Source organism: Pantoea rodasii (genome assembly GCF_002095465.1).
Taxonomy (GTDB): domain Bacteria; phylum Pseudomonadota; class Gammaproteobacteria; order Enterobacterales; family Enterobacteriaceae; genus Pantoea; species Pantoea rodasii.
This window is the reverse complement of sequence record NZ_MLFP01000004.1, coordinates 331,832-355,672: the sequence shown is the minus strand read 5'-3', so window position 1 is coordinate 355,672 and position 23,841 is coordinate 331,832. Positions and strand designations below refer to the sequence as shown.

The 23,841-nt window shown below is 54.5% G+C and carries 18 protein-coding genes, 1 tRNA gene and 6 pseudogenes; 11 read left to right on the top strand and 14 right to left on the bottom strand.

Translation table 11 applies throughout. From position 1 onward, the window contains the following. Positions 1–14: 14 nt before the first annotated feature. The 4 genes and pseudogenes from HA45_RS08105 to HA45_RS08090 form a co-directional block, all read right to left on the bottom strand. The gene (locus HA45_RS08105) at positions 15–509 is read right to left on the bottom strand and encodes an RcnB family protein (protein ID WP_100704488.1); all 495 of its coding nucleotides are present in this window, start codon (positions 507–509) and stop codon (positions 15–17) included. 160 nt (positions 510–669) lie between these two features. After that, a complete protein-coding gene (locus tag HA45_RS08100; protein ID WP_100704487.1) occupies positions 670–1,851 on the bottom strand; it encodes a serine hydrolase domain-containing protein in 1,182 nt (393 codons plus the stop codon). Between the two features lie 143 nt (positions 1,852–1,994). Continuing rightward, positions 1,995–2,777, bottom strand: coding sequence for a MetQ/NlpA family ABC transporter substrate-binding protein (locus HA45_RS08095; RefSeq protein WP_100704486.1), 783 nt, complete (start codon positions 2,775–2,777; stop codon positions 1,995–1,997). Between the two features lie 18 nt (positions 2,778–2,795). Further along, a pseudogene (locus HA45_RS08090) lies at positions 2,796–3,811 on the bottom strand (isopenicillin N synthase family dioxygenase). A 208-nt stretch (positions 3,812–4,019) separates the two neighbouring features. On the opposite strand from HA45_RS08090, the gene HA45_RS08085 reads away from it, so the two are divergent. Then, complete coding sequence (locus HA45_RS08085; protein ID WP_100704484.1) at positions 4,020–4,697, top strand: YecA/YgfB family protein; 678 nt, start codon at positions 4,020–4,022, stop codon at positions 4,695–4,697. 130 nt (positions 4,698–4,827) lie between these two features. Here the strand turns inward: HA45_RS08085 and HA45_RS08080 are convergent, their stop codons facing one another. Next, positions 4,828–5,877, bottom strand: a complete 1,050-nt coding sequence (locus HA45_RS08080) for a DUF1176 domain-containing protein (protein ID WP_100704483.1) — start codon at positions 5,875–5,877, stop codon at positions 4,828–4,830. Positions 5,878–6,264: 387 nt separating this feature from the next. On the opposite strand from HA45_RS08080, the gene HA45_RS08075 reads away from it, so the two are divergent. Together HA45_RS08075 and HA45_RS28045 are read left to right on the top strand one after the other, a co-directional pair. Further along, complete coding sequence (locus tag HA45_RS08075) at positions 6,265–7,410, top strand: helix-turn-helix domain-containing protein (protein WP_100704482.1); 1,146 nt, start codon at positions 6,265–6,267, stop codon at positions 7,408–7,410. Further along, positions 7,407–7,904: pseudogene (locus tag HA45_RS28045) on the top strand (DUF4411 family protein). The gene HA45_RS08075 and the pseudogene HA45_RS28045 overlap by 4 nt, the downstream one beginning before the upstream one ends. 40 nt (positions 7,905–7,944) lie before the next feature. Here the strand turns inward: HA45_RS28045 and HA45_RS08065 are convergent. The 5 genes and pseudogenes from HA45_RS08065 to HA45_RS08045 all read right to left on the bottom strand — a co-directional run. After that, positions 7,945–8,274 (bottom strand): DUF1493 family protein, encoded by a 330-nt coding sequence (locus HA45_RS08065; protein ID WP_100704481.1) that lies wholly within the window; start codon positions 8,272–8,274, stop codon positions 7,945–7,947. A 148-nt stretch (positions 8,275–8,422) separates the two neighbouring features. Next, entirely contained in the window at positions 8,423–8,917 is a 495-nt protein-coding gene (locus HA45_RS08060) for a chemotaxis protein CheW (RefSeq protein ID WP_100704480.1), read from the bottom strand. Next, positions 8,914–10,895: pseudogene (gene cheA, locus HA45_RS08055) on the bottom strand (chemotaxis protein CheA). Before cheA ends, HA45_RS08060 begins: the two are co-directional and overlap by 4 nt. After that, positions 10,882–11,781 carry a flagellar motor protein MotB gene (gene motB / locus HA45_RS08050; protein WP_100704478.1) on the bottom strand — a complete coding sequence of 300 codons (900 nt, stop codon included), beginning with the start codon at positions 11,779–11,781 and terminating at the stop codon, positions 10,882–10,884. The pseudogene cheA and the gene motB overlap by 14 nt, the downstream one beginning before the upstream one ends. Then, positions 11,778–12,308, bottom strand: a pseudogene (locus HA45_RS08045) (MotA/TolQ/ExbB proton channel family protein); the annotation flags it as partial. The pseudogene HA45_RS08045 and the gene motB, both read right to left, overlap by 4 nt. On the opposite strand from HA45_RS08045, the pseudogene HA45_RS08040 reads away from it, so the two are divergent. Further along, a pseudogene (locus HA45_RS08040) lies at positions 12,307–13,988 on the top strand (flagellar biosynthesis protein FlhA); the annotation flags it as partial. The pseudogenes HA45_RS08045 and HA45_RS08040 overlap by 2 nt on opposite strands. Before the next feature lie 171 nt (positions 13,989–14,159). Continuing rightward, on the top strand, positions 14,160–14,567 hold the full coding sequence (locus tag HA45_RS08035; RefSeq protein WP_240629317.1) for a flagellar protein FlhE: 408 nt from the start codon (positions 14,160–14,162) through the stop codon (positions 14,565–14,567). A 494-nt stretch (positions 14,568–15,061) separates the two neighbouring features. Here the strand turns inward: HA45_RS08035 and HA45_RS08030 are convergent. Then, positions 15,062–15,146 (bottom strand) — tRNA-Leu (locus HA45_RS08030). A gap of 266 nt (positions 15,147–15,412) precedes the next feature. On the opposite strand from HA45_RS08030, the gene HA45_RS08025 reads away from it, so the two are divergent. After that, positions 15,413–15,931, top strand: coding sequence for a YjjA family protein (locus HA45_RS08025; RefSeq protein ID WP_100704476.1), 519 nt, complete (start codon positions 15,413–15,415; stop codon positions 15,929–15,931). Positions 15,932–16,169: 238 nt separating this feature from the next. On the opposite strand, the gene pdxR is transcribed toward HA45_RS08025, so the two are convergent. Continuing rightward, a complete protein-coding gene (gene pdxR / locus HA45_RS08020) occupies positions 16,170–17,546 on the bottom strand; it encodes a MocR-like pyridoxine biosynthesis transcription factor PdxR (RefSeq protein ID WP_100704475.1) in 1,377 nt (458 codons plus the stop codon). A gap of 169 nt (positions 17,547–17,715) precedes the next feature. Here pdxR and HA45_RS08015 point away from each other — a divergent pair, with 169 nt between their 5' ends. The 5 genes from HA45_RS08015 (at position 17,716) to HA45_RS07995 (ending at position 20,771) form a co-directional block, all read left to right on the top strand. Next, positions 17,716–18,156 carry a GNAT family N-acetyltransferase gene (locus HA45_RS08015; protein WP_100704474.1) on the top strand — a complete coding sequence of 147 codons (441 nt, stop codon included), beginning with the start codon at positions 17,716–17,718 and terminating at the stop codon, positions 18,154–18,156. After that, a complete protein-coding gene (locus tag HA45_RS08010; RefSeq protein ID WP_100704473.1) occupies positions 18,153–18,758 on the top strand; it encodes an FMN-dependent NADH-azoreductase in 606 nt (201 codons plus the stop codon). The genes HA45_RS08015 and HA45_RS08010 overlap by 4 nt, the downstream gene beginning before the upstream one ends. A gap of 14 nt (positions 18,759–18,772) precedes the next feature. Continuing rightward, positions 18,773–19,252 carry a carboxymuconolactone decarboxylase family protein gene (locus HA45_RS08005; protein WP_100704472.1) on the top strand — a complete coding sequence of 160 codons (480 nt, stop codon included), beginning with the start codon at positions 18,773–18,775 and terminating at the stop codon, positions 19,250–19,252. Between the two features lie 95 nt (positions 19,253–19,347). Then, entirely contained in the window at positions 19,348–19,983 is a 636-nt protein-coding gene (locus HA45_RS08000) for a hypothetical protein (RefSeq protein WP_100704471.1), read from the top strand. Positions 19,984–20,060: 77 nt separating this feature from the next. Next, positions 20,061–20,771 carry a MarC family NAAT transporter gene (locus HA45_RS07995; RefSeq protein WP_128598909.1) on the top strand — a complete coding sequence of 237 codons (711 nt, stop codon included), beginning with the start codon at positions 20,061–20,063 and terminating at the stop codon, positions 20,769–20,771. A 26-nt stretch (positions 20,772–20,797) separates the two neighbouring features. Here the strand turns inward: HA45_RS07995 and HA45_RS07990 are convergent, their stop codons facing one another. Together HA45_RS07990 and HA45_RS07985 are read right to left on the bottom strand one after the other, a co-directional pair. Continuing rightward, a complete protein-coding gene (locus HA45_RS07990; RefSeq protein WP_100704469.1) occupies positions 20,798–22,048 on the bottom strand; it encodes a c-type cytochrome in 1,251 nt (416 codons plus the stop codon). Positions 22,049–22,052: 4 nt separating this feature from the next. Then, a pseudogene (locus HA45_RS07985) lies at positions 22,053–23,821 on the bottom strand (GMC family oxidoreductase). Positions 23,822–23,841: the final 20 nt, after the last annotated feature.

Sequence of the window (23,841 nt, the reverse complement as noted above, 5' to 3'; positions counted from 1 at the left end):
CCAACAAAGGGAAATTAGCCCTTAAAGAAGATATCGCCAGATTTACCCATCACGATTTTGCCGCTATCGTCGGTGATCAGGATGTAGTTAGCATTGATATAAGCCCAGTGGGTACCCGGCTGCGGTGCTGGCAGGTGACGCGGCTGCCACTCCACAATGGTGTACTGCTTTTTACGGTACTCATCTGGCACCACATCACCGACTTTGTACTCTTTGTAGTCGATAATAATGGTATTCAGATCGTAATTATTCTGCCCGGCAGGCGCATCTTGCATACCGTTTTGTGATGGGCGAATCGGAGCCACATCGCCGGAAGATTCCGCCGGTTCAGTGCTGGCCGGCGCATCAGCAGCAGGAGCCTGCGTCTGTGCGTCGGGTGCGGTCTGCTGCACCTGCGGTGGAGGGGGTACGTTATCCGTTTGCTCGCCTTCAGCCAGTGCGGCTGGAGTCAGGCTCAAAGCGCCCAGAAAAATTCCTGCAGAAAGAAGGGTGACGTGTGTCCTGCGCATTGGTGATTTCCACTCTGGTTAATTATTAACTGTCCAATTTACTGACAAGTGCAGCACGCAGAAGGTTCCCGCGGCGCGCTTTGCGCGTCAAATTTCGCTGCACAGCATACCTCAGCAAAAGCGACTTTTGGCGCAGTAAAATTGCAAGCAACCATGTTCATTACTCCGCCTGGTTCTTCTGCGCCAAATCCATTAGCAGTGCGATACCGAGATAATTGCTCCAGTTAAACGCATTCTGCAGCACCACTATCGCATTGCCGTTTTGTTTATCAAAACCAATAAAACTTGAGTAGCCACCGATATAGCCAACCTGATAGGTAATCTTCTGCTGACCATAGGTATCCGTTACCCAGGCAATATTTTGCGACTGGTTACCATGCTGCTCATAACCGTGGCTAACTTGCGCGAAAGCGGCGTTGATGGGCGTACTGGCGTCATCGTGCAGATGCGCATCCAGATAGCGAATCAAATCGCGCGCGTTGCTGTAAAGGCTGGCGGCGGCCACCATGTTATTGGTAAATGCCCAGTCCGGCGTCAGTTCACCACGCGAAATGAGTTTGGGCTGATCGCCTGCATGCCCTAACGCACGTTGCGGATAGCCGCGCAGGGTCTGCGGTTTGAAACTGCTGCTGGTCATGCCAAGTGGCTGAAACAGATTGCGTTGCGCCAGCGTTTCGATGTCCTGATGCAAACGGTGTTTGAGGATATAGCCGAGCAGCGCATAGCCCAAATTGGAATACTCTGCCGCCGGTTTTGCTGGCGCGTCAAAATCAGCCAGATAACTGAGCACCGCATCACTATCGAGGTTACCGTAAAAATTCTCACCGCTGCGCAGATAAGCCATAAATTTCATAAACATCGGCAGATCCATATCCTGACGCGGCAAACCAGAGGTATGCGTGACCAATTGCAGCAGCGTGATGCGTTTCGCGTCTTCACTGAGCGGCACACCTGGTGGCAGCAGCGTGGCGAGCGTGTCATTCCAGTGCAACTCCCCGCGATCCACCAGCTCAATGATCACTTCCGCCGTCATGCCTTTACTGAGCGAGCCAAGTGCAAAGAGCGTATCCGGCGTAATCGGATAACGTCGAGTCGAGTCGGTCACGCCATAACTGTAAAACTTCGCTGGCTGGCGCTGATGGATAATCGCGATGCTGATGCCCGACACCTGCTTCTGCTGCATGTAGTGCCGCACGATGTCATCGACGTTTTCATTGAAGGTTGCGTGGGAAAGATAGACTTTATCGCCCACCGGCGCGGATGTCTGTGACAGCGTGCCACACGCGCTCAGCAGCAGACTGCAGCACAACAACAGCACAAGCGGAATGATGCGTTGCATCATCCATAGATCCTGGTGAAAGTTTTCATAGCAATTGATTTATATACTATTTTTTATTTTTAGCAAAACGTGCGGTGAATATTTGTGGCGAAATATAACACAGAAGAGGGTAATCACCACCTGCCAGAAACAGGTGGCGGCAGGGATTATTGATTCACTGGAATCACCGAACCTTTATAGTGCTGGTTGATAAATTCAGCAGTTTGCTTTGACTCCAGATCTTTTGCTAGTTCAAGGATGCGCGGGTCATGCGCCAGTTTTGGCGTGGTCACCAGCACATTGGCATACGGATTATCTTTGGCCTGTTCCAGCGCCAGCGCATCTTTCGACGGTACTAAACCCGCCTGTAACGCGTAGTTGCCGTTGATGATCGCTAACTGTGCATCATCCAGTGCACGCGGCAACTGCGGCGACTCGATTCCAATGATCTTCAGATGATGCGGGTTATCACTAATATCCGCCGTCGTTACTAAGGTACTGGCATTGCTGTCCTTTAACTTAATCAAACCGTTGGCCTGCAGCAGATAGAGTGCACGACTGAGGTTGGTGACATTATTCGGCACGGCAACCTGCGCGCCATCAGGCAAATCTTTCAGTGATTTCACTTTATGCGAATAAATGCCCAACGGCTCAATATGCACCGTCGCCACCACCGCAAATTTCTCACCCAGGGCTTTTTCCTGATCGCGCAAATAAGGCACATGCTGGAAATAGTTAGCATCCACATCGCCGCGCGCTAACAGCTCATTGGCGTTCAGATTGCCGTTAAGCTCAATCACTTTCAGATCGAGTTTTTTATCGGTTTCTTTGATGTGGTTGAGGATTTCGCTATGCGGTACCGGATCGGCCGCCACGCGCAATGCAGCTGCCGAAGCATAAGTGCTCAATACCGAGAGCAGTGCCAGGGTTGCTATCACCTTTTTAGTCATGTGCTTTCCTTACTTTTATTATGATTGAACAGTGTTATGGGCGTCGGCGTAGTAACGCGCTGCCACGTCGCGATGCGATCGCAAACGCCCTTTGAGATAGTTCCAGCCCACTTCACGCAGTAGCGGGTTGGTGGGATCGCTGGTCGGACCACGTGCTTCAGAAGCCAGCTGCGGCGGTAATTGATAAATCGGCACTTCGGCATCCAGCTGCGCGCCGAGGAAAAAGGCGATCGACACACGCTCGTTGCGCGCGGGTGGCGACACCACGCGATGCACCGTGGCGCGCAAATAACCATTGGTGGCAATCTCTAACAGTTCTCCGATGTTCACGACAAATGCACCCGGTTTTGGCAATGCATCCACCCAGTTATCCGGCGTCACTTCAACCTGTAAGCCGGGTTGATCATCCTGTAACAGAAACGTCAGGAAGCCTGAGTCTTTATGCGCACCGACGCCCTGCTGGCTGGCACTGTCTGCCTGTCCGGGATAGCGAATCAGCTTCACATGTTCGTTGGGATGCGTGCCGTACAGCGCATCAAACGCATCTGGCGGCAGCGACAATGATTTGGCGAACGCGCGCAGCAGGCGCAATGCAATGCCAGTCATCGCCTGCTGCCACGCGTGGATCACCGGCCTGAGTTGCGGCAACGCCTCTGGCCATAGATTTGGCCCCTGCAGACGCTTCCATGCGGGATCGCCGGCTTGTAACGCCAACGCCACCCGTTCCGCGCCAATATCAAACTGCTCACGTTGGTCGCGTTGCTCACGGGTATATTCCACGCCAGCCCGGTTGTAGCCGCGGAAGTGCGGTGAGTGGATCATCGAGACACGCTGCTTCTCCTCATCCGGCAGGGCAAAAAACGCCTGCGTGATGCTTGGCACGTTCTGCAGCAGCTGTGGATTGATGCCATGATTGATCAGATAGAAAAACCGACATCGCGCGCCGTGTTGCGCAGTTCGGCGAGATAAGGCGACTGGTCAGCATCCGGGAGTTCCAGCAGCGCTAAATCCAGTACCGGCAAAGTTTCCGCCATACTAATGCATCCTTAATCCTGAGAAATTCTGTGTTTACGCTGCCATTAGCCATCCATTCCAGCCAATACTGTTGTGCAATATGTTATGGCGAATGATTTTTAGGAAAGCTTCAGCAATCGATATGCAAAAAGCGGTAAATCCACGTCGCTTCCCGCTATAATCGCGCCGTCAATTTTTTGCCCACCCGCACCGCACAGGAGATGCCGTATGAACCAAGGCCCGTTAACCGAAAAAGAACTGAACTGGCTGGAAGATATGCTGGAGAAGTACGGCAATGAACAGTCGGTGGTCGATACCTCCGAGCTGGATGGCATGCTGACTGCCCTGCTCTCCGGCCCGAATGACATCGAACCGAGTGAGTGGCTGGTAGCGATGTGGGGCGACAAGAAGCACATTCCAAAATGGTCTAACGAGCGCGAGATGGATCGCTTTATGGCGCTGATTTTCCAGCACTTCAATGATATTGCTGAGCGCCTGGCTGAATTTCCGGAGCAGTTTGATCCCCTGTTTGGCACGCAGGAGATGGAAGGTCAGGAGTTCACCGTGGTAGAAGACTGGTGTTATGGCTATCTGCGCGGCGTGGCGCTAGATGCGGACTGGGATCAACTGCCGGCAACCCTGCAACCGGCGATGCATGCGATTAAGCTGCACGGCAGTGAAGCGGAGCTGGCAAAGCGTGAAGCTTTCTCGCCGGACGAATTTGAAGCCAGCATTGAAGCCATTCGCCCCGCGGCGCTGGAACTGCATGAATACTGGCAAGAGCAGCGCATGGCGCAGCCGGATCCAGAACCGCAACTGCCGCACTTCGCAGGCGATAAAACCGGCCGTAACGATCCCTGCCCGTGCGGCAGCGGCAAGAAGTACAAGCAGTGTTGCGGTAAATAACGCGAAAACATGGCAAGGGCGCGCCCTTGCCAGAGCCGGAGTAAGCCGGTTATAGCGCTTATCCAGCACATTCAACTCGCGCAGGATGCGGCCTTCAGGCCGCCTTTTTGTGGGAGGGAAGCCAAACGGATTAAGATGCGGGCTTCACATCAGTGACGAGCGTTGGCAATTGCCATGCGCCGCCAGCGCGAATCGCACGACACATACCGGTGGTGGCATCACTGCTTTGCACAAAATCTTTGCCATTCCAAACCCAGGCTGCGGTACTCCAGCAGTCGCCAATCCCGCGCCCTTTCTGTGCCTCGGAAATCACGCCTTCACTGTAATCAGAACCAGAATCGGTGATCAGCTGCGGTTTACCCTGCAAGGCACGATCCATCAGCCAATAGCCATAGCCTTCGTTATAGGCACCGCGCCAGCACAGTGCGGCAATCAGCACATGCGCGTCATCCACTGGCGTTAATGTCAGCGGCTCAGCGCCTTCTTCGGGTTGATCATCCGTCGGGTCCAGATTATCGCAGCTGTCGTCATCGGTCAGAGAAGCAATCAGCTTTGGCTTGAGCAGCGTCAGTTCATCCGCAGTGAGCGGACGCGGCGCGGCTTTTTCGACGTTGACCTGCTGGATCACCGGCATTGCCACTGCCGCTGGAACGCTGTTCTCGGGCTTATTGCCTTTACGCACCAGCGCACCCGGCGTGCTTAAGCGTCCTTGTGAATCGTCCATCTTCAGCAATGTGGCAAACGCGCCGTTGCTGGAAAGCTCAAACGGCTCTTCCCCCCCGCGAAACTCGACTTTACCGCTGCCTCTGATGGCATTAATCAGTGCCTGAGTTTGTGCATCGGTTAGCGTCCACTCATCGTTCTCGGCTTTCGTCACTTCGCCCTGCGCATGGTCATCAATCCACAGCGCCAGCGCATCCACTTGCTTGGAGTCATCATCGCCAGTGTCGGCCAGCACCACACGTCCGTGGGTCGGCGCATTGGGTCCGCCCGCACGCGTGAGCAGCACCGATCCCCCTGCGCCCTCTTCAGCGCTGTAACCCGCCGCGCGACAGGTTAAGGTGTTGTCGCAGGCGAGTTCCCAGTCCTTATGGCTAAAGGAGACGCCATCTTCATCTGCCAGCAATGGCGCGCTCAAACTGGTGAGCAGCGCGAACGCCAGCAGCAATCGGGTTTTCATGCCATCACTCCGTAACGGTAAAGGTGGCTAGTGTGATGATTTTTAGGGCGCGGGAGAAGTGAATTTTTTGCGCTGATATGTTTTCCATGATACTGCGTGATAATGAACGCCACACCAGTGAATCGGATGCCCCGCAAGAAAATAAAACTCACTATTTCCTCTTTTTTAAAAGATTTTTTTAATAAGTGAACGGCATCTGGCGCGCTGATATTAGATCAGAAAAGTAATCTGAAGTGGCATGACCGCTGGGTTGATGGAAACACCGGCGTTAACGTTTCACGTAATGAGCCACATTGGCTTGAGGGGAACACGTTATTTGGGCAGGTATTGAACGACTGAAAGCTTGCGCACATACTCTCATCACATTCATTGAACGCCCGATGCCTTATGACAATTGCCAATATTAATCCTGCCATGCTTAGTTGGTCCCGCGAACGGGCGGGTCTTACCATGGAGAAATTGGCACAAAAGTGCGGCATCAGCCTGGAACGTCTACAGGAATGGGAAAGTGGCCAGCAACCCTTAACATTCAATCAGGCAATGACGTTTGCTGGCAAAGTACATGTACCCTTTGGCTACCTTTTCCTGCCCCTTCCTCCCGAAGAACAACTGCCCATCCCAGACTTGCGCACAATTGGCAGCAAAGGGCCACTGCGCCCAAGTGCTGAATTGATCGACCTGCTGAAAGTTATGCTGATGCGCCAGGAATGGTACAGAGAGTACTTACAGCAACAGTTAACTGCGGCACCCAATATTAGTGGGCGTTTTACCGTTGGGAGTTCAGCTAACGCGATAGTTGAGGATATGCGCCACAAGCTTAATCTACCGGCACACCCAACGCGCGGTACCTGGGAGAGCTATTACAATGAATTGATTAAGCGCATCGAGGATCTCGGTGTTCTGGTAATGCGAGCGCCTTATCTCAATCATCATACGCGTCCTTTCAACGTGGATGAGTTTAGAGGATTCGCCATTGCGGATGATTTTGCTCCCATTATCTTCATCAATCATGCAGATACACCCGGCGCTCGACTGTTTACGTTAATTCATGAGCTTAGTCATATCTGGATTGGACAATCCGGTGTTTCAGATGGTGGCACATCAACTCACCGACAGGAAGAAATCCTGTGCAATGCCGTCGCTGCCGAATTCCTGGTTCCGGCAAGTGAGTTCCTCTCTTTATGGAATGCCTATAAGGAAAACTGGCGCGAAAATCTTGCCCCGTTGGAAGGACACTTTCATGTCAGTTGTTGGGTCATCGCCCGCCGGGCTTTGACACTTCATTTGATTTCCCATGAGGATTATCAGCAATTTACTCAAGAGCAGAAACTTGCCCATCAACAGCGCAGTAAAAATGATAACGGCGGTCCCAGTTATTTCAGAACGAAGAAGGCACAAATAAGTCCCTCTTTTTCTCGTGCTGTCTTAAGCCAGGCACTGAGTGGTCAAATGTTATTACGTGAAGCCAGCGATTTGCTGGATGGTATGCAGCCTTCCAGGCTATCAAAATTTGCAGAGGAGTTGGGGCTTTGAAATATTTGCTGGATGCAAACACTTATATCATGGCGAAAAACTTTTACTACGGAATGGATATTTGCCCCGGCTATTGGGAATGGCTGGATAGGCAGTATACATTCAACATTGTCGGCAGCGTAGACATGATCGCCCGCGAATTACGAGACGGAAATGATGAGCTATCAGACTGGGTAAAAGCGAGGCCTGCACATTTCATTGCTAATGATGATCATGATACCCAGCGGATTTTTCAGTAAATAGTGGAAAGTGTAATGAAAGCCGATTTCAATCCAGGGTCACGCGATTTATTTCTGGCAAAAGCTGACCCATGGATCATCGCAAAAAGTAAAAGCATTGGAGCTACCGTCATCACGCATGAACTTCCTCTGCCTGCCAACGCACGCAAAGTGAAAGTACCCAATATCTGCCGCCAATTTGATGTTCCTTGCATGACCACTTTTGAGTTTTTAAGAAAGCTCAACGCGCGTTTCGTGTTGGAACGGCACGATTAATAGCCGCAACTGCATGTGAAATGATCGCGCGGCGTTGGCGCTATTCATACAGCCAACGCCCTGCTTTGGCGGATTCAATCAGCATCCCCAGGGTAAAGTCCGGCACCACCGGGACTTCGCGCTTGTTGAAAGGATTCAGGATCTGCGCCAGCGACGGTTCGTCCGGATAATAGGTATCAATCAAAAACCCGCTGCGATCCACTGCGAATTCGCTGAAGAACTCGTCCATTAACGCCTGCGCTTCTTCACGCTCGAAGTTAAGATCGGTATCGATATCAATCTGTGGCGTCAGCATTTTTTGCTTGAACAGATAGACGCCGTCATAGCGACGCACTAATTCGTAGATACGCTGGTCGATTTCGTCGGTCATGATCTACCTCCTGCTAAACGAGGGGGCTATTCTGCCACGCAATCTCATCGGCCTGGTAATAAACTGTGCGCCGCAACCCTTTTCTGCACACCTCCGTGGCGGCGCGATTTATCGCGCAACGGCGCTAATTGCATCCCACTTGATGCCGCTACGCTAACGCATCGGTCACTGCATCCATCGCATCCAGCTCTTCCCGGCTCAGCAGCTTCTCGATATTCACCAAAATCATCATGCGATTATCCACCACGCCCAGGCCCAGCAAATAGCGGCTGGACAGCGCTGCCGATACATCCGGCGTGGGTTTAATCTGCTCGTGATCCAGCGACAGCACGTCCGCCACGCCATCCACCACAATACCGACGATACGGTCGCTGAGATTCAGCACAATCACCACCGTATTCTCATCCTGGCCGATCACTGGCAGATTAAAGCGCACGCGCAAATCCACAATCGGCACTATCACGCCGCGCAGATTGGTCACGCCAGTGAGAAAATCCGGTGCGTTCGGCACGCGCGTCACCCGATCGCAGCCACGAATTTCCTGCACTTTGAGAATATCGATGCCGTACTCTTCATCGCCGAGACGAAAAATCAGATACTCCTGCGCTGCCGTATCATCCCTGAGCGATTTTGATAACGTCATGCTGCCACCTCCTGTTCGCTGACGCATGCGCGGCCAGCTTTTGCCTGTGGATGCGTGAAGGCTGATAGTTCAACCACATCCAGAATCAACGCCACACTGCCGTCACCGAGAATGGTGGCAGCCGATACGCCGGTCACTTTGCGATAGTTTTGTTCGAGGTTTTTCACCACTACCTGCTGCTGGCCAATCAGCTGATCGACCCACAGCGCATAGCGACAGCCGGCGCTCTGCACAATCACCACGATGCCGTTGTCACTCGGGGCTTGCCCGCTCACTGAAAAACGCTGACGCAACATCACCAGCGGCAAATACTCGCCGCGCACTTGCAGCAAGCGTTCGTCACCCACATAGCGATACAGCATCTCCTCTTGCGGCAGCAGCGACTCCATCACCGCACCCAGCGGTATCACATAAATCTCATCAGCCACCCTAACCAGCATGCCGTCGAGGATCGCCAGCGTCAGCGGCAGCAGGATGCGCACCGTAGTGCCCTTGCCCTGCCGCGACTGCACCTCCACGTGACCGCCCATCGCCAGAATATTTCGCCGCACCACATCCATACCCACGCCGCGCCCGGAGACGTCGGTGACACTTTCTGCGGTAGAGAAACCGGCGGCGAAGATGAGCATCCATACCTCATCATCGCTTAAGGTGTCACTGATGCTCATGCCCTGCGAGCGCGCTTTCGCCAGAATTTTCTCCCGGTTCAAGCCCGCGCCATCATCCGTGACTTCAATCACGATGTTGCCGCCGTGATGTTCAGCGGAAAGCGTCAGATTGCCGGTGCCCGGTTTGCCCTGGGCAATGCGCTGCGCTTTGGCTTCAATACCGTGATCGAGGCTATTACGCACCAGATGGGTCAACGGATCGATAATGCGTTCAATCAGGCTCTTATCCAGTTCGGCGGAGCCGCCTTTCAGCGTGAGCTCTACCTGTTTATCGAGGCGCGACCCGAGGTCGTGCACCAGACGAGGAAAACGGCTAAAAACATAGTCCATTGGCATCATACGAATCGACATCACCGACTCTTGCAGTTCACGCGTGTTGCGCTCCATCTGCGCTACGCAGTTAAGCAGCGCGTCATGATTGGCGTTATCCAACGCTGGGTAAGCTGAGACAGCATCGCCTGAGTGATGATCAGCTCGCCGACCTGATTGATAATTTGATCAACCTTACTGACGGCAACGCGGATGCTGCTGGATTCCTGGCTAGCGGCACGCGGCGCGGTGGAGGGAGTTGGTGTCGGGGGTGTAGACGTGGCCGTGGAAGTGGCTGACACCGGGGCATTAAGCGGCGCCGTGGATGTGGGCGCGGGTGTTGCAGTCAATACGGCAGCGGTGGGCGCGGCGACCACTGGCTGAATGGCGATTTGCGTGTCATTCAGCACAAAACACAGCACCGCACGAATATCGTCGGCTGGCGTGGCGCTGGCGAGCACCACCTTCAGGCTATTCGATGTCTGTTCCTGTTTGCGTAATGTGCCAAGGTTTTCCAGCTCTTGTCGCAGCAGCGTTTGTTCATTTTCATCAACGTCACTCAGCGTAATACACAGCTCCATCTCCGCTGCGTCGTCGGTCATCGGGATCGGATCGCTGGCCTGCAACGCGATCTGGCGCAGCGCTTCGCAAATGTAACGGAAGCGCTCTTCATCCGGCGGCAGCGAGGCACGGTACGCAGCGAGCTGGTTTTGCATGATGTCTTTACTCTCCAGCAACAGCTGAACCGTTGCCGGATTAAGCCTGCGCTCACCACTGCGCGCCTCATCCAGCAGGTTTTCCAGCAGATGCGTGGTTTTCTGCAAAGCATCAAAACCAAAGGTGCCGGCCCCGCCCTTCAGCGAGTGGGCTGCGCGAAAGATGGCATTGAGCTGCTCAATATCGGGCGCGGCAATATCCAGCTGTAACAGATGCAGCTCCATCTCTGCCAACAACTCTTCTGCTTCACTGAAAAATATCTGCGAAAAATCATTCAATTCCATCGGAGTGTCCTTCAACAGGCTGAATGGAAGCATCCTGCAATAGGGCATCAGGGTGCTGCGCGAGGGTGTTTTCCATCTGGATCTCCTGCTTTTTCATGTGGCTGAGGACAAGAATACTGATGCGGCGATTACGAGGATCGTCTGGCGTGCTCTCTTCCAGCGGCATACGGCTGGCGGTGCCAATCACCCGCAGAAAACGTTCATCTGCCAATCCGCCATGGGTTAGCACACGTCGCGTGGCGTTGGAACGTCCCGCTGACAGTTCCCAATTGCTGTATCCACTGACACCGCCCGCGTAGGGCAGCGAATCGGTGTGGCCGGTCAGACTGATCGCATTTGGTAACTCGTTGAGCAGCGGCACCAACGCCTCAAGAATGCCCAACATGTAGGGTTCGGGCTGTTCGCTGCCCAACTTGAACATCGGGCGCTGCTGCGAATCGGTAATCTGAATCAGCAGACCATCCTGGGTCAGCGTCAGCAGCAAATTGGACTGGAAATTATTCAGTCGGGGATCGGTGGCAATCATCTGCTGCAGTTTCTGTTTTGCCCGCTTCAGGCTCTCCATCTGGCGCTTCAACGCATCCAGCCTGCTTTTATAGACTTCGCCCTGCTGTTTAATCAGGTCGTCGCCGCCGCCGGGAATGACGCTATCGCTCAGGCTGGCTTTGTTGCCCTGCGCCAGCGTGGTTTTTAACGGGGTGCGAAAGTAATCGGCAATCATTTCGCGTTGCTGCGCGGTGGACTGCGACAGCAGCCACATCACCAAAAAGAACGCCATCATCGCGGTGATGAAATCGGCATAGGCGATTTTCCACGTGCCGCCGTGATGCGCATGCTTATGCTTTTTACGGCGACGAACGATGATAACCGGGCTGCCGTCCTTCATGCGCTGGCGTCCGACGGTTTCATTTTGCTGGCATTCGATTTCACACTGCGCACGTGTTCTTCCAGCTCTTCAAAGGAGGGACGTTCGCTGGTGAAGATGGTTTTGCGGCCAAATTCCACCGCAATCTGCGGCGCATAGCCGTTCAGGCTGGAGAGCAACGTGACTTTGATGCACTGCAAAATTTTGACCTGATCGCTACTCTTCTGCCGTAACAGCGTGGCAAGCGGCAGCACGAAACCGTAAGCCAGCAGGATACCGAGGAAGGTGCCGACCATAGCGTGGGCGATCAGCACGCCCAGCTCGGAGGCCGGGCGATCGGCAGCGGCCAGAGCGTTCACCACCCCCATCACCGCCGCCACAATACCGAAAGCAGGAAAGCCATCCCCAAGCGTGTTCATGCTGTTGGCCGGCACTTCCAACTCCTCTTCGCAGGTTTCAATTTCTTCGTCCATCAGCGCTTCGATTTCATGCGCATTCATGCTGCCGGCGATCATCAGGCGGAAATAATCCAGTACGAAATTTTTCAACTTTATGGTAATTACCAAAGGCGCCGGACGTATCGCTGAAGTCGGCGCGCGTTTCACGCTGGATGGCATGCCCGGCAAGCAGATGGCGATCGACGCCGATCTCAACGCCGGTTTGATCGGTGAAGAGGAAGCCAAGCGACGTCGCAAAGAGGTGACGCAGGAAGCGGACTTTTACGGCTCGATGGACGGTGCCAGTAAATTTGTGCGCGGCGATGCGATTGCCGGACTGATGATCATGGCGATCAACATCATCGGCGGCCTGATCATCGGCGTAATGCAGCATGACATGACCATGGGCGTGGCGGGGGAAACCTATACGCTGTTGACCATTGGCGATGGCCTGGTGGCTCAGATTCCAGGACTGGTGATCTCCACCGCAGCGGGCGTAGTGGTCACACGGGTGGTCAACGATCAGGATGTGGGCGAGCAGATGGTGGGCCAGCTGTTTACCTCTCCGCGCGTGCTGACGCTGGCCGCTGTGGTGATTGGCTTGCTCGGGCTGATTCCCGGCATGCCGAACATCGTTTTCCTGCTGTTTACTGCCCTGTTGCTCGGATTGGCCTGGTGGCTGCGCGGCCGCACCCTGCAGCAACCGGCAGCTGGTGCTTCGCCCCTGACGCGTTCAGAAAGCGAGGCTGCGCAGGTCAATGAAGCGAGCTGGGCAGATGTTCAGCTGGAGGATGAGCTTGGACTGGAAGTCGGTTATCGCCTGATCCCGATGGTCGATCACGAGCAGCAAGGCCAGTTGCTGACCCGCGTACGCGGTATCCGCAAAAATTCGCCCAGCAGATGGGCTTCTTACCCCCTGCAGTGCATATCCGTGACAACCTTGATTTGCCGCCCACTCGCTATCGCATTTTGCTCAAAGGCGTGGAGATCGGCCACGGCGAGATCCAGCCCGATCGCTGGATGGCGATCGATCCCGGCTGTGCCGAAGGTGAGATTCCCGGCACACCGTGCATCGAACCCACCTTTGGATTGCCCGCGTTGTGGATCGACGAGGTGCAGCGCGAACTGGCGCAAACGCTGGGCTATACCGTGGTCGATCCCAGTTCCGTGGTCGCCACCCATCTTAATCATCTGATCTCAACCCATACCGAAGAGCTGTTTGGCCGTCAGGAAGCGCAGCAGTTGCTGGATCAGCTCAGCAAACATGCCCCTAAACTGGTGGAGGATCTGATACCCGCCGTCATCAGCCTGACCTTGCTGCACAAGGTGTTGCAGAACCTGTTGGCAGAGCGCGTGCCGATCCGCGATATGCGCACCATTATCGATACGCTGGCAGAGTTTGTTACGGCCAGCAGCGATGCCGATGAACTCACTGCCCGCGTGCGAGCACGTCTGGCGCGCGCCATTACGCAGCAGTGGTTCTCCGGCGAGGAAGACATTCAGGTAATTGGGCTGGACGTATCACTGGAACAGCTGCTGGTGCAGGCGACGCAAAGCGGCAGCGCCATCGAGCCGGGCATAGCCGAGAGCCTGATGAAACAGACCGAACAAGCGCTGATGCATCAGGAAGGATTAGGTGCGCCGCCGGTGCTGCTGGTGAATCCGGCGCTGCGACTGATGCTGTCGCGCTATTTGCGCCGCCTTTTCCCGCAGATGGCGGTGCTCTCCAGTCAGGAGATCAGCAGCCAGCGCAACGTGCGTATGACGTGGCTGATTGGGGGGAAAAGCTGATGCGGAGCGGGCCTATGTGAGATTGGGCATGGCTCAGCCTGATTCGTGAAAATAGATGCAGAAGACCTGTATAGGGCCGGATACAGCGAACAGGAGATTAAAACTTATTCGCAGTGATGAGTGTAAAAGATCGGAATGGGATTGGACTTGGCTGACTGGAGGTAAAACCTGATGCGATGCTGGATGTGGTTTGGGCTGCTGTTAATCTCGCCGCTGGCGCTGGCTGCGGAAGGATCATGGAGCAGCCAGAGCTTTGGCGGCGTGATCACTCAAGGTAAACAAGTGTTTAAAGGCCGTCCGGTACAGCCTGCCGTGCCGCCTCCTGCGGGCGCGATGGCAAGGCATCTGGCATGGCGCATCGCCGTCGATGGGCCCGTGCCAATGGGGTTTCAGGTGCAGGTCTGCGGCGGCGGTCGCTGCGTGAGGCTGCCGGGATTGCGCGGAGAAATGGCCATGCCGCACGGCTTTCCGGCTGGCGGACCGTTGTGGTTTGAGTATTTTTCAGCGGTGCGCGGCACGATAGCGCCTGCGGTAACGGTGTTGAGTAATCAGGTGACCGTGGGGTATTGGGTGCGGTGAAATCGATGCTAACTCTCTGAGTAAAATCATTAACTCATCTGAGAAGGCGGGATGAGATTCTCATGGTCTCTATCCATAAGTGTGAGGTCAAAACACTGTTGTATCTGTCCTGCAATTGCAAATCTAAGGCTTGCCGGGTATTATTTGAACTTCGGATGGTTACAGGGATTTTGGCAACAAAATCGCATCCCACTTCCTGGTAACAGGTTCGTCCATGACGGTAAAGTGTCCTGACCTGCCTCAAGGCAGCTGAGACCCCCGTAAGGGGGCGCTGCTTTCTCAGTCCAGAAAATTCAGTTTTAAAATCTATTTCTTGCCTCTTTCGGTCCTGTTTTACTTCGTGGACTTTTGGCCGTATCCATCGCAATTTTAAAGATGCTTACTGATTTGTTTGGGATTGTTGAAGATTTTTTCGTTTAGAGGGAGTGTGTATTACTGAATTTCAGGCACAAAAAAAGCCGCTCGTAAGCGACTTAATTTTTTGCATCAATCGATGGTGCCGAAGGTCGGACTCGAACCGACATGTATCTCTACGGTTGATTTTGAATCAACTGCGTCTACCGATTTCGCCACTTCGGCACTGAAGAGGATGCGGAAAACGTTGGGGATTATACCGTTACGCGCAGAGTGCGCAACCGGAATCGACAGGGTTGTGCGCTGACCGTTGAAAAAATCAGCACTTCGCCGGTTCTGAGGTGCAAACACAACAGCACGAGTGCCATTCAGGCGCTTTCCTGTGCCGATTCCAGAACATTCCCAAACTCCCGCGACTTCGGAACTTTCCGTGCTTATGCCTCTCTTAACCAAAACTGACAGCGTCAGATGTATAAAACAAAGAGGTTGAGATGAACAAAGCAACACAACGCATCATTTGGGGATTGGGTATCGCGGCGGCACTGACTGCAGGAAGTGCTTCGGCAGCGAGTTGGCAGGATCAGTTGAGCAGCGCGGCATCGCAGTTGTCTCAGCAAAATAATAGCAATAGCACCACCACCAGCAACTCGCAGAACAGCGGTTTGTCGCTCTCTTCGCTGAGCGGTTTGCTGAATGGCGGTGACAAGGCGGTTAGCTCCAACAGCATGACCAACGCCGCAGGCGTAATGTCCTACTGCGTGCAGCACAACGTAGTGGATAACAATGTGTCATCGGTGAAGGATCAGGTGCTAAGCAAGCTCGGCCTGAGCAGTCCTGCCGCCCAGGAGCAGAAAACCGATTACCAGCAGGGTCTGCAAGGTTTGCTGAACACCGGCAACGGTCAGCAGCTGAATTTGCAGAGTCTGAGCAATTCGCCGATGGGTGAGAAAGTGAAGACTAAGGCCTGTGACGTGGTGCTGAAGCAAGGCAAGAAATACATCGGCATGTAATCCCCGCCCTACTTCGGGTTGCAGGTGCGTTGGCGGCTTTCGTTCCCCCGCATTGAAGCACATCGGGCGTCTCTCGATCGCCGCCGTTCTGCAACTGGAATGATAGTGGGTGAAGTGATCATGAATAAGGCGCGAGCTGTCCCTCGCGTCTTATTTACTATTGATGGGGAGCGCAATAAATTGCGCCGCTACGGCCCATCTTCCCATCAGCTCATCAACCCATCCGCCAATCAACCCATCAGCCAATCAACACTTTGGTTTCTTCAACCACCCTCTCCAGCACATCCACTGCCTGCTCGAACGATTGAATATTGGTGTAGCCAATCACCAGCCCGTAGCGTTTCTGGGTTTGTGTGTACCAGCCAGAAAGCGGCAGCACGCGCAGTTGATGGCGCTGCCAAATCTCAGCCAGCGCCACATCCTGAATACCGCGATGCAGGAAGGCGACGATATGCATGCCGCCGTCTGTCAGTTCAAACTCGAACACGTTGGGTAAACAGTGGTGAATCGCATCAATCATCATGCGGCGACGTTGCTGGTACAGAATCCGCATCTTCTTGATGTGGCGATAGAAGTGCCCTTCATTGAGGAACTGCGCCAGAATCTTCTGCGGCAGCAACGGCATGCCCGTTTCAAGGATCTCGCCCAGTTCACTGAAACGTTCAATCGTCTCTCGCGGCATCACCAGATAACCCACGCGCATCGCAGGCATCATGGTTTTGCTGAAGGTGCCGGTGTAGATCACCCGATCGTGCACATCAAGGCTTTTGAGCGCCGGGATCACTTTGCGCGTGTAGTGAAACTCGCCGTCGTAATCGTCTTCAATAATCCAGCTGTTATTCTGCTGCGCCCACTCCAGTAATTGGTGTTTACGGGGCAGCGATAGCGTCACCGCGAGCGGGCTCTGATGGGTTGGTGTCACCACCGCAAAGCGTGCATCTGAGTGATAACGCTGCAGGAAATCCACATCGAGACCGTCACGATCCACCGGCACATAGTGCAGATTTGGTGCGATGCGTTTCAGCAGTTTCTGGCCAAAGAAATAGCCAGGATCTTCAAACAATACTTTGTCGTGAGGATGGGCCAGTACTGAAAGGATCAGCCGCAGATTGGCGCGATAGCCGGTGGTGATAAAGATCTGCTCTGGCTGGCAATTGAGCCCGCGCGAGATGTTGAGGTAGCTGGCAATCGCCTCGCGCAGCGGCTGGTAGCCCATGATGGCGGGCATGATCATCTCATCGGGTCGCAGCGTGCGTGCCGCCTTCCCTGATATGAGTAGCCATTTCTTGTGCGGAAATTCATCCAGCGCGGGAATACCCAGTCGCAGCTCGCCTTTGCTTTCAATCACCGGATGTTCCAGCCGTGTGGAAGGTGGCACAGTGGAGATAACAGCCGCTTCGCCAAGATTGAGCGCAGGGTTCACGCGCGTGCCCTTCGCGCCCTGGCTGACAAAGTATCCTTCTCCGATCAGGATCTCGTAGGCGGCCTCCACGGTTTTGCGCGCAACCTGCAGTTCACTGGCCAACACGCGGATCGCGGGCACCCGATCGCCCGGCTTTAAGCGCCCTTCCAGGATCTGCTGGCGATAGCGAGCGTAGATTTCTTTGTAGCCCATCTCTCTTCCTTCATCACGATGAGGTGCACATGAATGTGCCCCTACAAAGTGAGAGCACCACTCAGCAACACAACCATGTCCTACCTGTTTTCTCTCATATTGACCCTTTTCCCTTCGACATAGAAGTTTAAGATGCTCCCCTCAACCCGACAACCATTCACAGGCCGCCATGAAGATTGTTCATTACCAAACGCCCACGGAGCTGGCGCGCTGCTATGCGTTGATGCGCGAATTGCGTTTCAAGCTGACAGATGAAGCTGCGTTTGTCGCGCAGGTGCTGCGTCAGCAAGCACAGGGCTATCAACTGGCAGGCTTCGAGCAGAATGGCAAACCGGTGGCGCTGGCGGGCTATCGCCTGCTGGAGAGCTTTATTCATGGCCGCTTTTGCTACATCGATGACCTGGTGACCTGTGCCAGCACCCGCAGTCAGGGTTTAGGGGCAGCATTACTGCACGGCCTGGCGGAGCAAGCACGAGAACAAGGCTGCGGCCGCATCGTGCTCGACACCGCGCTGAGCAATCAACGAGCACAACAATTTTATCAACGCGCTGGGTACCACGCGTTGGGACTGCACTTTTATCGCGATCTCGCTGAGGGAGAAACTTTATGAAACTGCTGCACATTCAGGTCAGCCCGGATCTCGCCGGATCGGCATCACGTAACGCCTCGGCACGTTTGGTGGAGAAACTTCGTGCCCTGCATCGCGATCTGGAAGAGACGGTACTGGATTTGGCACAGCATCCGTTGCCGCACCTTGATGCCTTCACCATTGGCGCGTTCTTTACCCGCCCGGAGGAGCGCAACGATGCACAACGTGCCGCCGTTCAGACTTCCGAAAACCTGGTGGATCAGCTGTTTGCCTGCGACACCCTGGTTATCTCGTCGCCGATGTGGAACCTCGGTTTGCCGTCGGTGCTGAAAGCCTGGTTCGACCATATCACTCGTGCAGGACGCACCTTCGCGTTTACGCCGGAAGGCACCAAAGTCGGCCTGGTGAACGGCAAGAAGGTGTACAGCGTGGTCGCCAGCGGCAGCGTGTTTGCCCACGGCCCGTTTGTGCAGGATGACCAGTTCACGCCTTATATCCGCGTGGCGCTCGAATACATCGGCATCACCGATGTGGAATTTATTCGCGTGGACGGTACGCACGATCCCGTCAGCCGCGACACCGCATTACCCCAAGCTCTGCAAGCCATTGACCGCTTATTTTGACTGAGGAAAACATCATGACTTCACGCGTTAACCATTTTAAAACCGCACCCGCACTGGCCAAATCCATGTCCGATTTCTCCAACACCGTGGCGAACACGGCGCTGGAAAAGTCACTGAAACATTTGATTGATATCCGTGCTTCGCAGCTGAATCACTGTGCTTTCTGTCTGGATATGCATGTGAAGCAGGCAAAAATCGACGGCGAGCGCGAACTGCGTCTGCACCACGTTTCTATCTGGCGTGAATCTCCACTGTTCAGCGCACGTGAGAAAGTCGCTTTTGCCCTGACCGAAGCGCTGACCCGCATTGGTGAGCACGGTGTCGATGAAGCGTTGTATGGCGAACTGCGCGAGCACTTCTCTGAGAACGAAATCAGTGAGCTGACTTTCAAGATTGCCGCCATCAACACCTGGAACCGATTGATGATTCTTTCGCAGATGGCTCCGGGTGCCCTGGACAGCGCTTATGGGCTGGATCGTGCTGATTTGCGTTAATTTTTACCGCCAGTAGCGCGTGCTGCTGGCGTTGTCATGTTCATCTGCGCTGCCTGGCGCTATAGTGAGATTTTGCACTACACAGGACAGCGCGCATGAAAGGCATCAATATTGCGATTTACTTCGATCCCGACCAGATTCACATCTGTGTTCATCAGCAGGATGAGAGCTATCTCAGCCAGAGTTTCATTTACGATGACAGCGTAATTGAAGAGATTTACCAGTGGCTGGAGCAGTTCACCCCTAATCGCACCCATATTTGCCTGATTGAGCACGATACCGCCGATATCCTCGCCGATGAGCTGGTCGATAACGGTTATCACGTCCATCAGGTCACTCAGCACGATCTTCTCAACTGGTTTGCCAACGAACCGCCAGCCGAACCCGATGGTTCACCAGTGCGCGCGCTGCTGCGTTATCTTGAGAACGAAAGCCCGTCTGAATATCAGTCTCGGACCCCGCAGATCGAAGCATTAATGGATATGCTGGATGAGCTGGACGATCTGGAAGGCGTCGAGGAAGTCGAGGATGAGGACAGCCTGCCAGACGACGTACTGCGTCTGATGAAGCAGAAGAAAATTACCGCCAACGAAGCCGCACAGCGTTTGCTGCCTGACGTCAATGAACGCATTCGCGAGCACCTGATAAGCTACCCTGAGCTGATGACGCCCGAGCTGCTGGAAGATTTCTTCCCGGAGCTGCTGGAAGCGTTAGAAACGCCTAAACATTGATGCGCTGAAACCTCGCGCGATAGATCACGCCGCAACCCGCGGCGCGCTTTATTGTGCAATTTCATTCAGGAAAAACCATGTTCGAATTGTTTAAAGCCATCGGGCTGGGATTGGTGGTGATTTTACCGCTGGCCAACCCGCTAACGACTGTTGCGCTGTTTCTCGGCCTTGCCGGGGACATGAATTTCCAGGAACGCAATCGCCAGGCGATGCAGGCTTCGATCTATGTGTTCCTGATTATGATGGTGGCGTGGTACGCCGGTAATGCGGTGCTGCACACCTTCGGGATTTCGATTCCTGGCCTGCGTATGGCGGGCGGATTGATCGTCGCCTTTATCGGTTTTCGCATGCTGTTTCCGGCCAAACCGGTTGGTCATTCCGTCGAAGCGGAGCACAAGCAGGATGAAATCGATGCCACTGATGCCAATCGTGAATCGGTAAATATTGCCTTTGTGCCACTGGCGATGCCCAGCACCGCAGGTCCAGGCACCATCGCGATGATCATCAGCTCGGCCTCCACGGTAAAAGCGGGCGTCGATTTTCCGAACTGGGTGGTCAACGTGGCGCCGGTGCTGACCTTCTTATCGGTAGCCGTGATTCTGTGGATTTCGCTGCGCAGTTCAGGTGCCATCATGAAGTTGGTGGGTAAAGGCGGTATCGAGGCAATTTCGCGTTTGATGGGCTTCTTGCTGGTGTGTATGGGCGTGCAGTTTGTGATTAACGGCGTGTTAGAAGTGGTGCGGACGTTCATTAGAATCGCACCGCCGGGTCGCGGTGCGATTTATTAAAGCGCGATAAATCGCGCAGCTACGATTTAGTGCAGGGTCTTGCGTACGTCAGCGACCTGAGCTTTGGTCACCGCTGGGGCATTGTTGCTCCAGCCCTGACGAATAAAGGTCGCCAGTTGTGCCACTTCATCATCCGTTAAACGCTTGCCAAAGCCCGGCATCGCCAGGGTCGACGGCGCTTTCTCGGTCGATGGCTGCTGCGCACCGACGAGGATGGTGTGGATCAAACCCGTCGGATCGTTGGCATTCACGATCGTGGCCTGATCCAGCTCCGGGAAGATCCCCGGCGCGCCCTTACCGGTCACGAAGTGACAGGCACCGCAGTTATCGATATACAGACGCTCGCCTTCCGACAGATTTTTCGCTGCGGTCAGTTTCGCTTCTGTCGCCTGCTGCTTCTGGACGTTGTAAGCCTGCAGCGGCGGATTACCCCCGATAAATTTCAGGTACGACGCAATAGCTTTCAGATCTGCATCGGTCATGTGCGAGCTGGAGTGCTCAATCACCGACTTCATCTCTCCGCCCACTGCCGCTTTGTCGTTACGACCGGTTTGCAGGTAATCGACGATCTCCTGCTCGCTCCAGCGCGGTAAGCCACGCAGCGATGGCACATCCCAGTTGTTCAGGCTGCCGCCGGCGAGGAACTTATCGTCACCGCTATCCAGCGCTTTCTCGTTCATGCCGAGGCCGCGTGGCGTATGGCAAGAGCCGCAGTGACCGAGGCTTTCCACGATGTAAGCACCACGATTCACTTCTTCAGACGCGCCGCCAATTGGCTGGAACGGCTTATCAGAGGTGAATGCCCAGTTCCAGAAACGCATGCCCCAGCGCTGGCTGAACGGGAAGCTCAGTTTGGTCTCTTCCGGCTGCTCGCTGCTCGGCTTCACGCCCTTCATGAAGTAGACATACAGCGCGTGCATGTCTTCATCACTGATTTTGGCGTAATCCGGGTACGGCATCGCCGGGTAAAGACGTGAACCATCCGGCAACACGCCTTTGCGTACCGCATCAGAGAACTGCTGCTCGCTGTAGTTGCCGATGCCGTGCTCTTTGTCCGGCGTGATGTTGGTGGAGAAGATAGTGCCGAGATTCGACTCAATCGCCAGACCACCGGCGTAATCCGCTTTGCCCGCAACGCTATGGCACGCCATACAGTCGCCGAGACGTGACAGATATTCACCCTGCTTAATCAGCGCGGCGTCATCTTCCGCGTGTGCCTGTACCGCAAAGCTTCCCAGCAGCACGGCGTTAGCGATTAACAATGATTTTAATTTCATGTGCTTATGCCTGTACCAATGGACCTGGGTTTTCAGATAGTGTTCTTTGATTGCCTGCGCCGCCATCAGGGTAATCGCGCCGATGGTATCGGTCGGGTTCGCCTGGAAGTTTTGCGGGAAGGCGTTACCGCCCGGTACAAACACGTTATGCACGTCCCAGCTCTGCAAGTACTTGTTCAGTGCAGAAGTTCTTGGGTTATCGCCCATCACCGCGCCGCCCACGTTATGGGTGGAAACGTATTTGGTCAGATCGAAGTCCGCGCCCATCGGCAGGAAGCTCATGCTCATGTTGTCTGGGTTTAGTTCTTTGGCGATGTTGCCGACGATGCCTTTCAAATGCTGCTGCAGCTTAAGTTCGTTCTCTTTCCAGTTGAACGTCATGCGCAGCAGCGGCTGACCGCGATGGTCGGTGTAGTGCGGATCCAGATCCAGATAGATATCGCGATACGACTGGCAAGTTGTCGTGATGCTGATCTTCATGGAATGGTTGTACCACTCTTCCAGACCCTCTTTGTAACCCATGCCCCAGGCTGGCGTGCCTTTTGGCAGTGCAGCGGCCATTGGCGTACCGGTGGCTTGCGAACTGTGGATCTTCGCGCCGCCGAGGAAGCCGAGGCCTGGGCCATCGAAGTTGCCTGGTGAGATGTCGTTGAACATCTGACCGGTAGCACCGGCGGTGGCGTAGGAGTTGAAGTTTTTGTCTTTGAAGAACAGGGTTGCGCCGCCGTTCGACAGGAACGCGTAGTTACGGCCTACCACACCTTCTTCCGTGATCGGGTTGTACGGCTTGCCGATACCGGACAGCAGCATCAGACGCACGTTGTACAACTGGAAGCTGGACAGCACCACGATTTTGGCCGGCTGGAACACTTCGTTGCCGTCCACGTCGTAGTAGATCACGCCTTTGGCGGTCTTCTGGTCATCATGCAGTACGACTTTCACCACTTCCGCATGCACTTCATACGAGAAGTTCGGCATGCGCTTCAGTGAATCCATCACTGCGGTTTGCGGTGAGGCTTTGGAGTAGTTAAGGCACGGATATTTCGAGCAGTAACCGCAATAGTTACAAGGCGCGATCTGGTTGCCGTACGGGTTTTTCCACGCACGAGACACACACGCAGACGGGTTCGGGAACGGGTGATAGCCCAGCTTGGTCGCCGCTTCTTTGAACATCACGTTATTCAGCGTGTCTTCCAGCGCGGGCAGCGGGTAAGGTTCAGAACGCGGACCTTCAAACGGATCGCCGCCTTCCAGAATCTGACCACGCAGGTTGCCGGTGTTGCCCGACTGACCGCAAATCAGCTCAAACTTGTAGTAATACGGCTCGATCTCTTCCCAGGTGAACGGGAAGTCCATCACGCGCATATCTTCCTGCAGTACGCCCGGCTTATAGGCCTCATCGACGTAAGTCTTCAGTTTGATATCGGTTGGGGTCGGACGAATCAGTACCGCCGTCCAGTGCATACCGGCGCCGCCGACACCGGTGCCCGGTGCGAACGCGCCCCATTTACGGGTCGGGAGTGCCGTCTGGTTCATGTTGTAACGCACGGTGACCGCCACTTCTTTCGGGGTGGCGAACACTTTATTACGCACGTTATAGGCGTATTCATCAGCCGGTTTCGGGTAAGCAAAATCCGGGTAATCACGCTCACCGCCGCGCTCCAGGGCGCGCACTTCCAGCCCGGCCATTGCCAGTTCGATGCTCATCAACGAGCCGGCCCAGCCGAGGCCGCAAACGACGACGTCGACTTCTTTCTTTGTAATCTGTGCCATGTTAATCCTGTCTCACATAC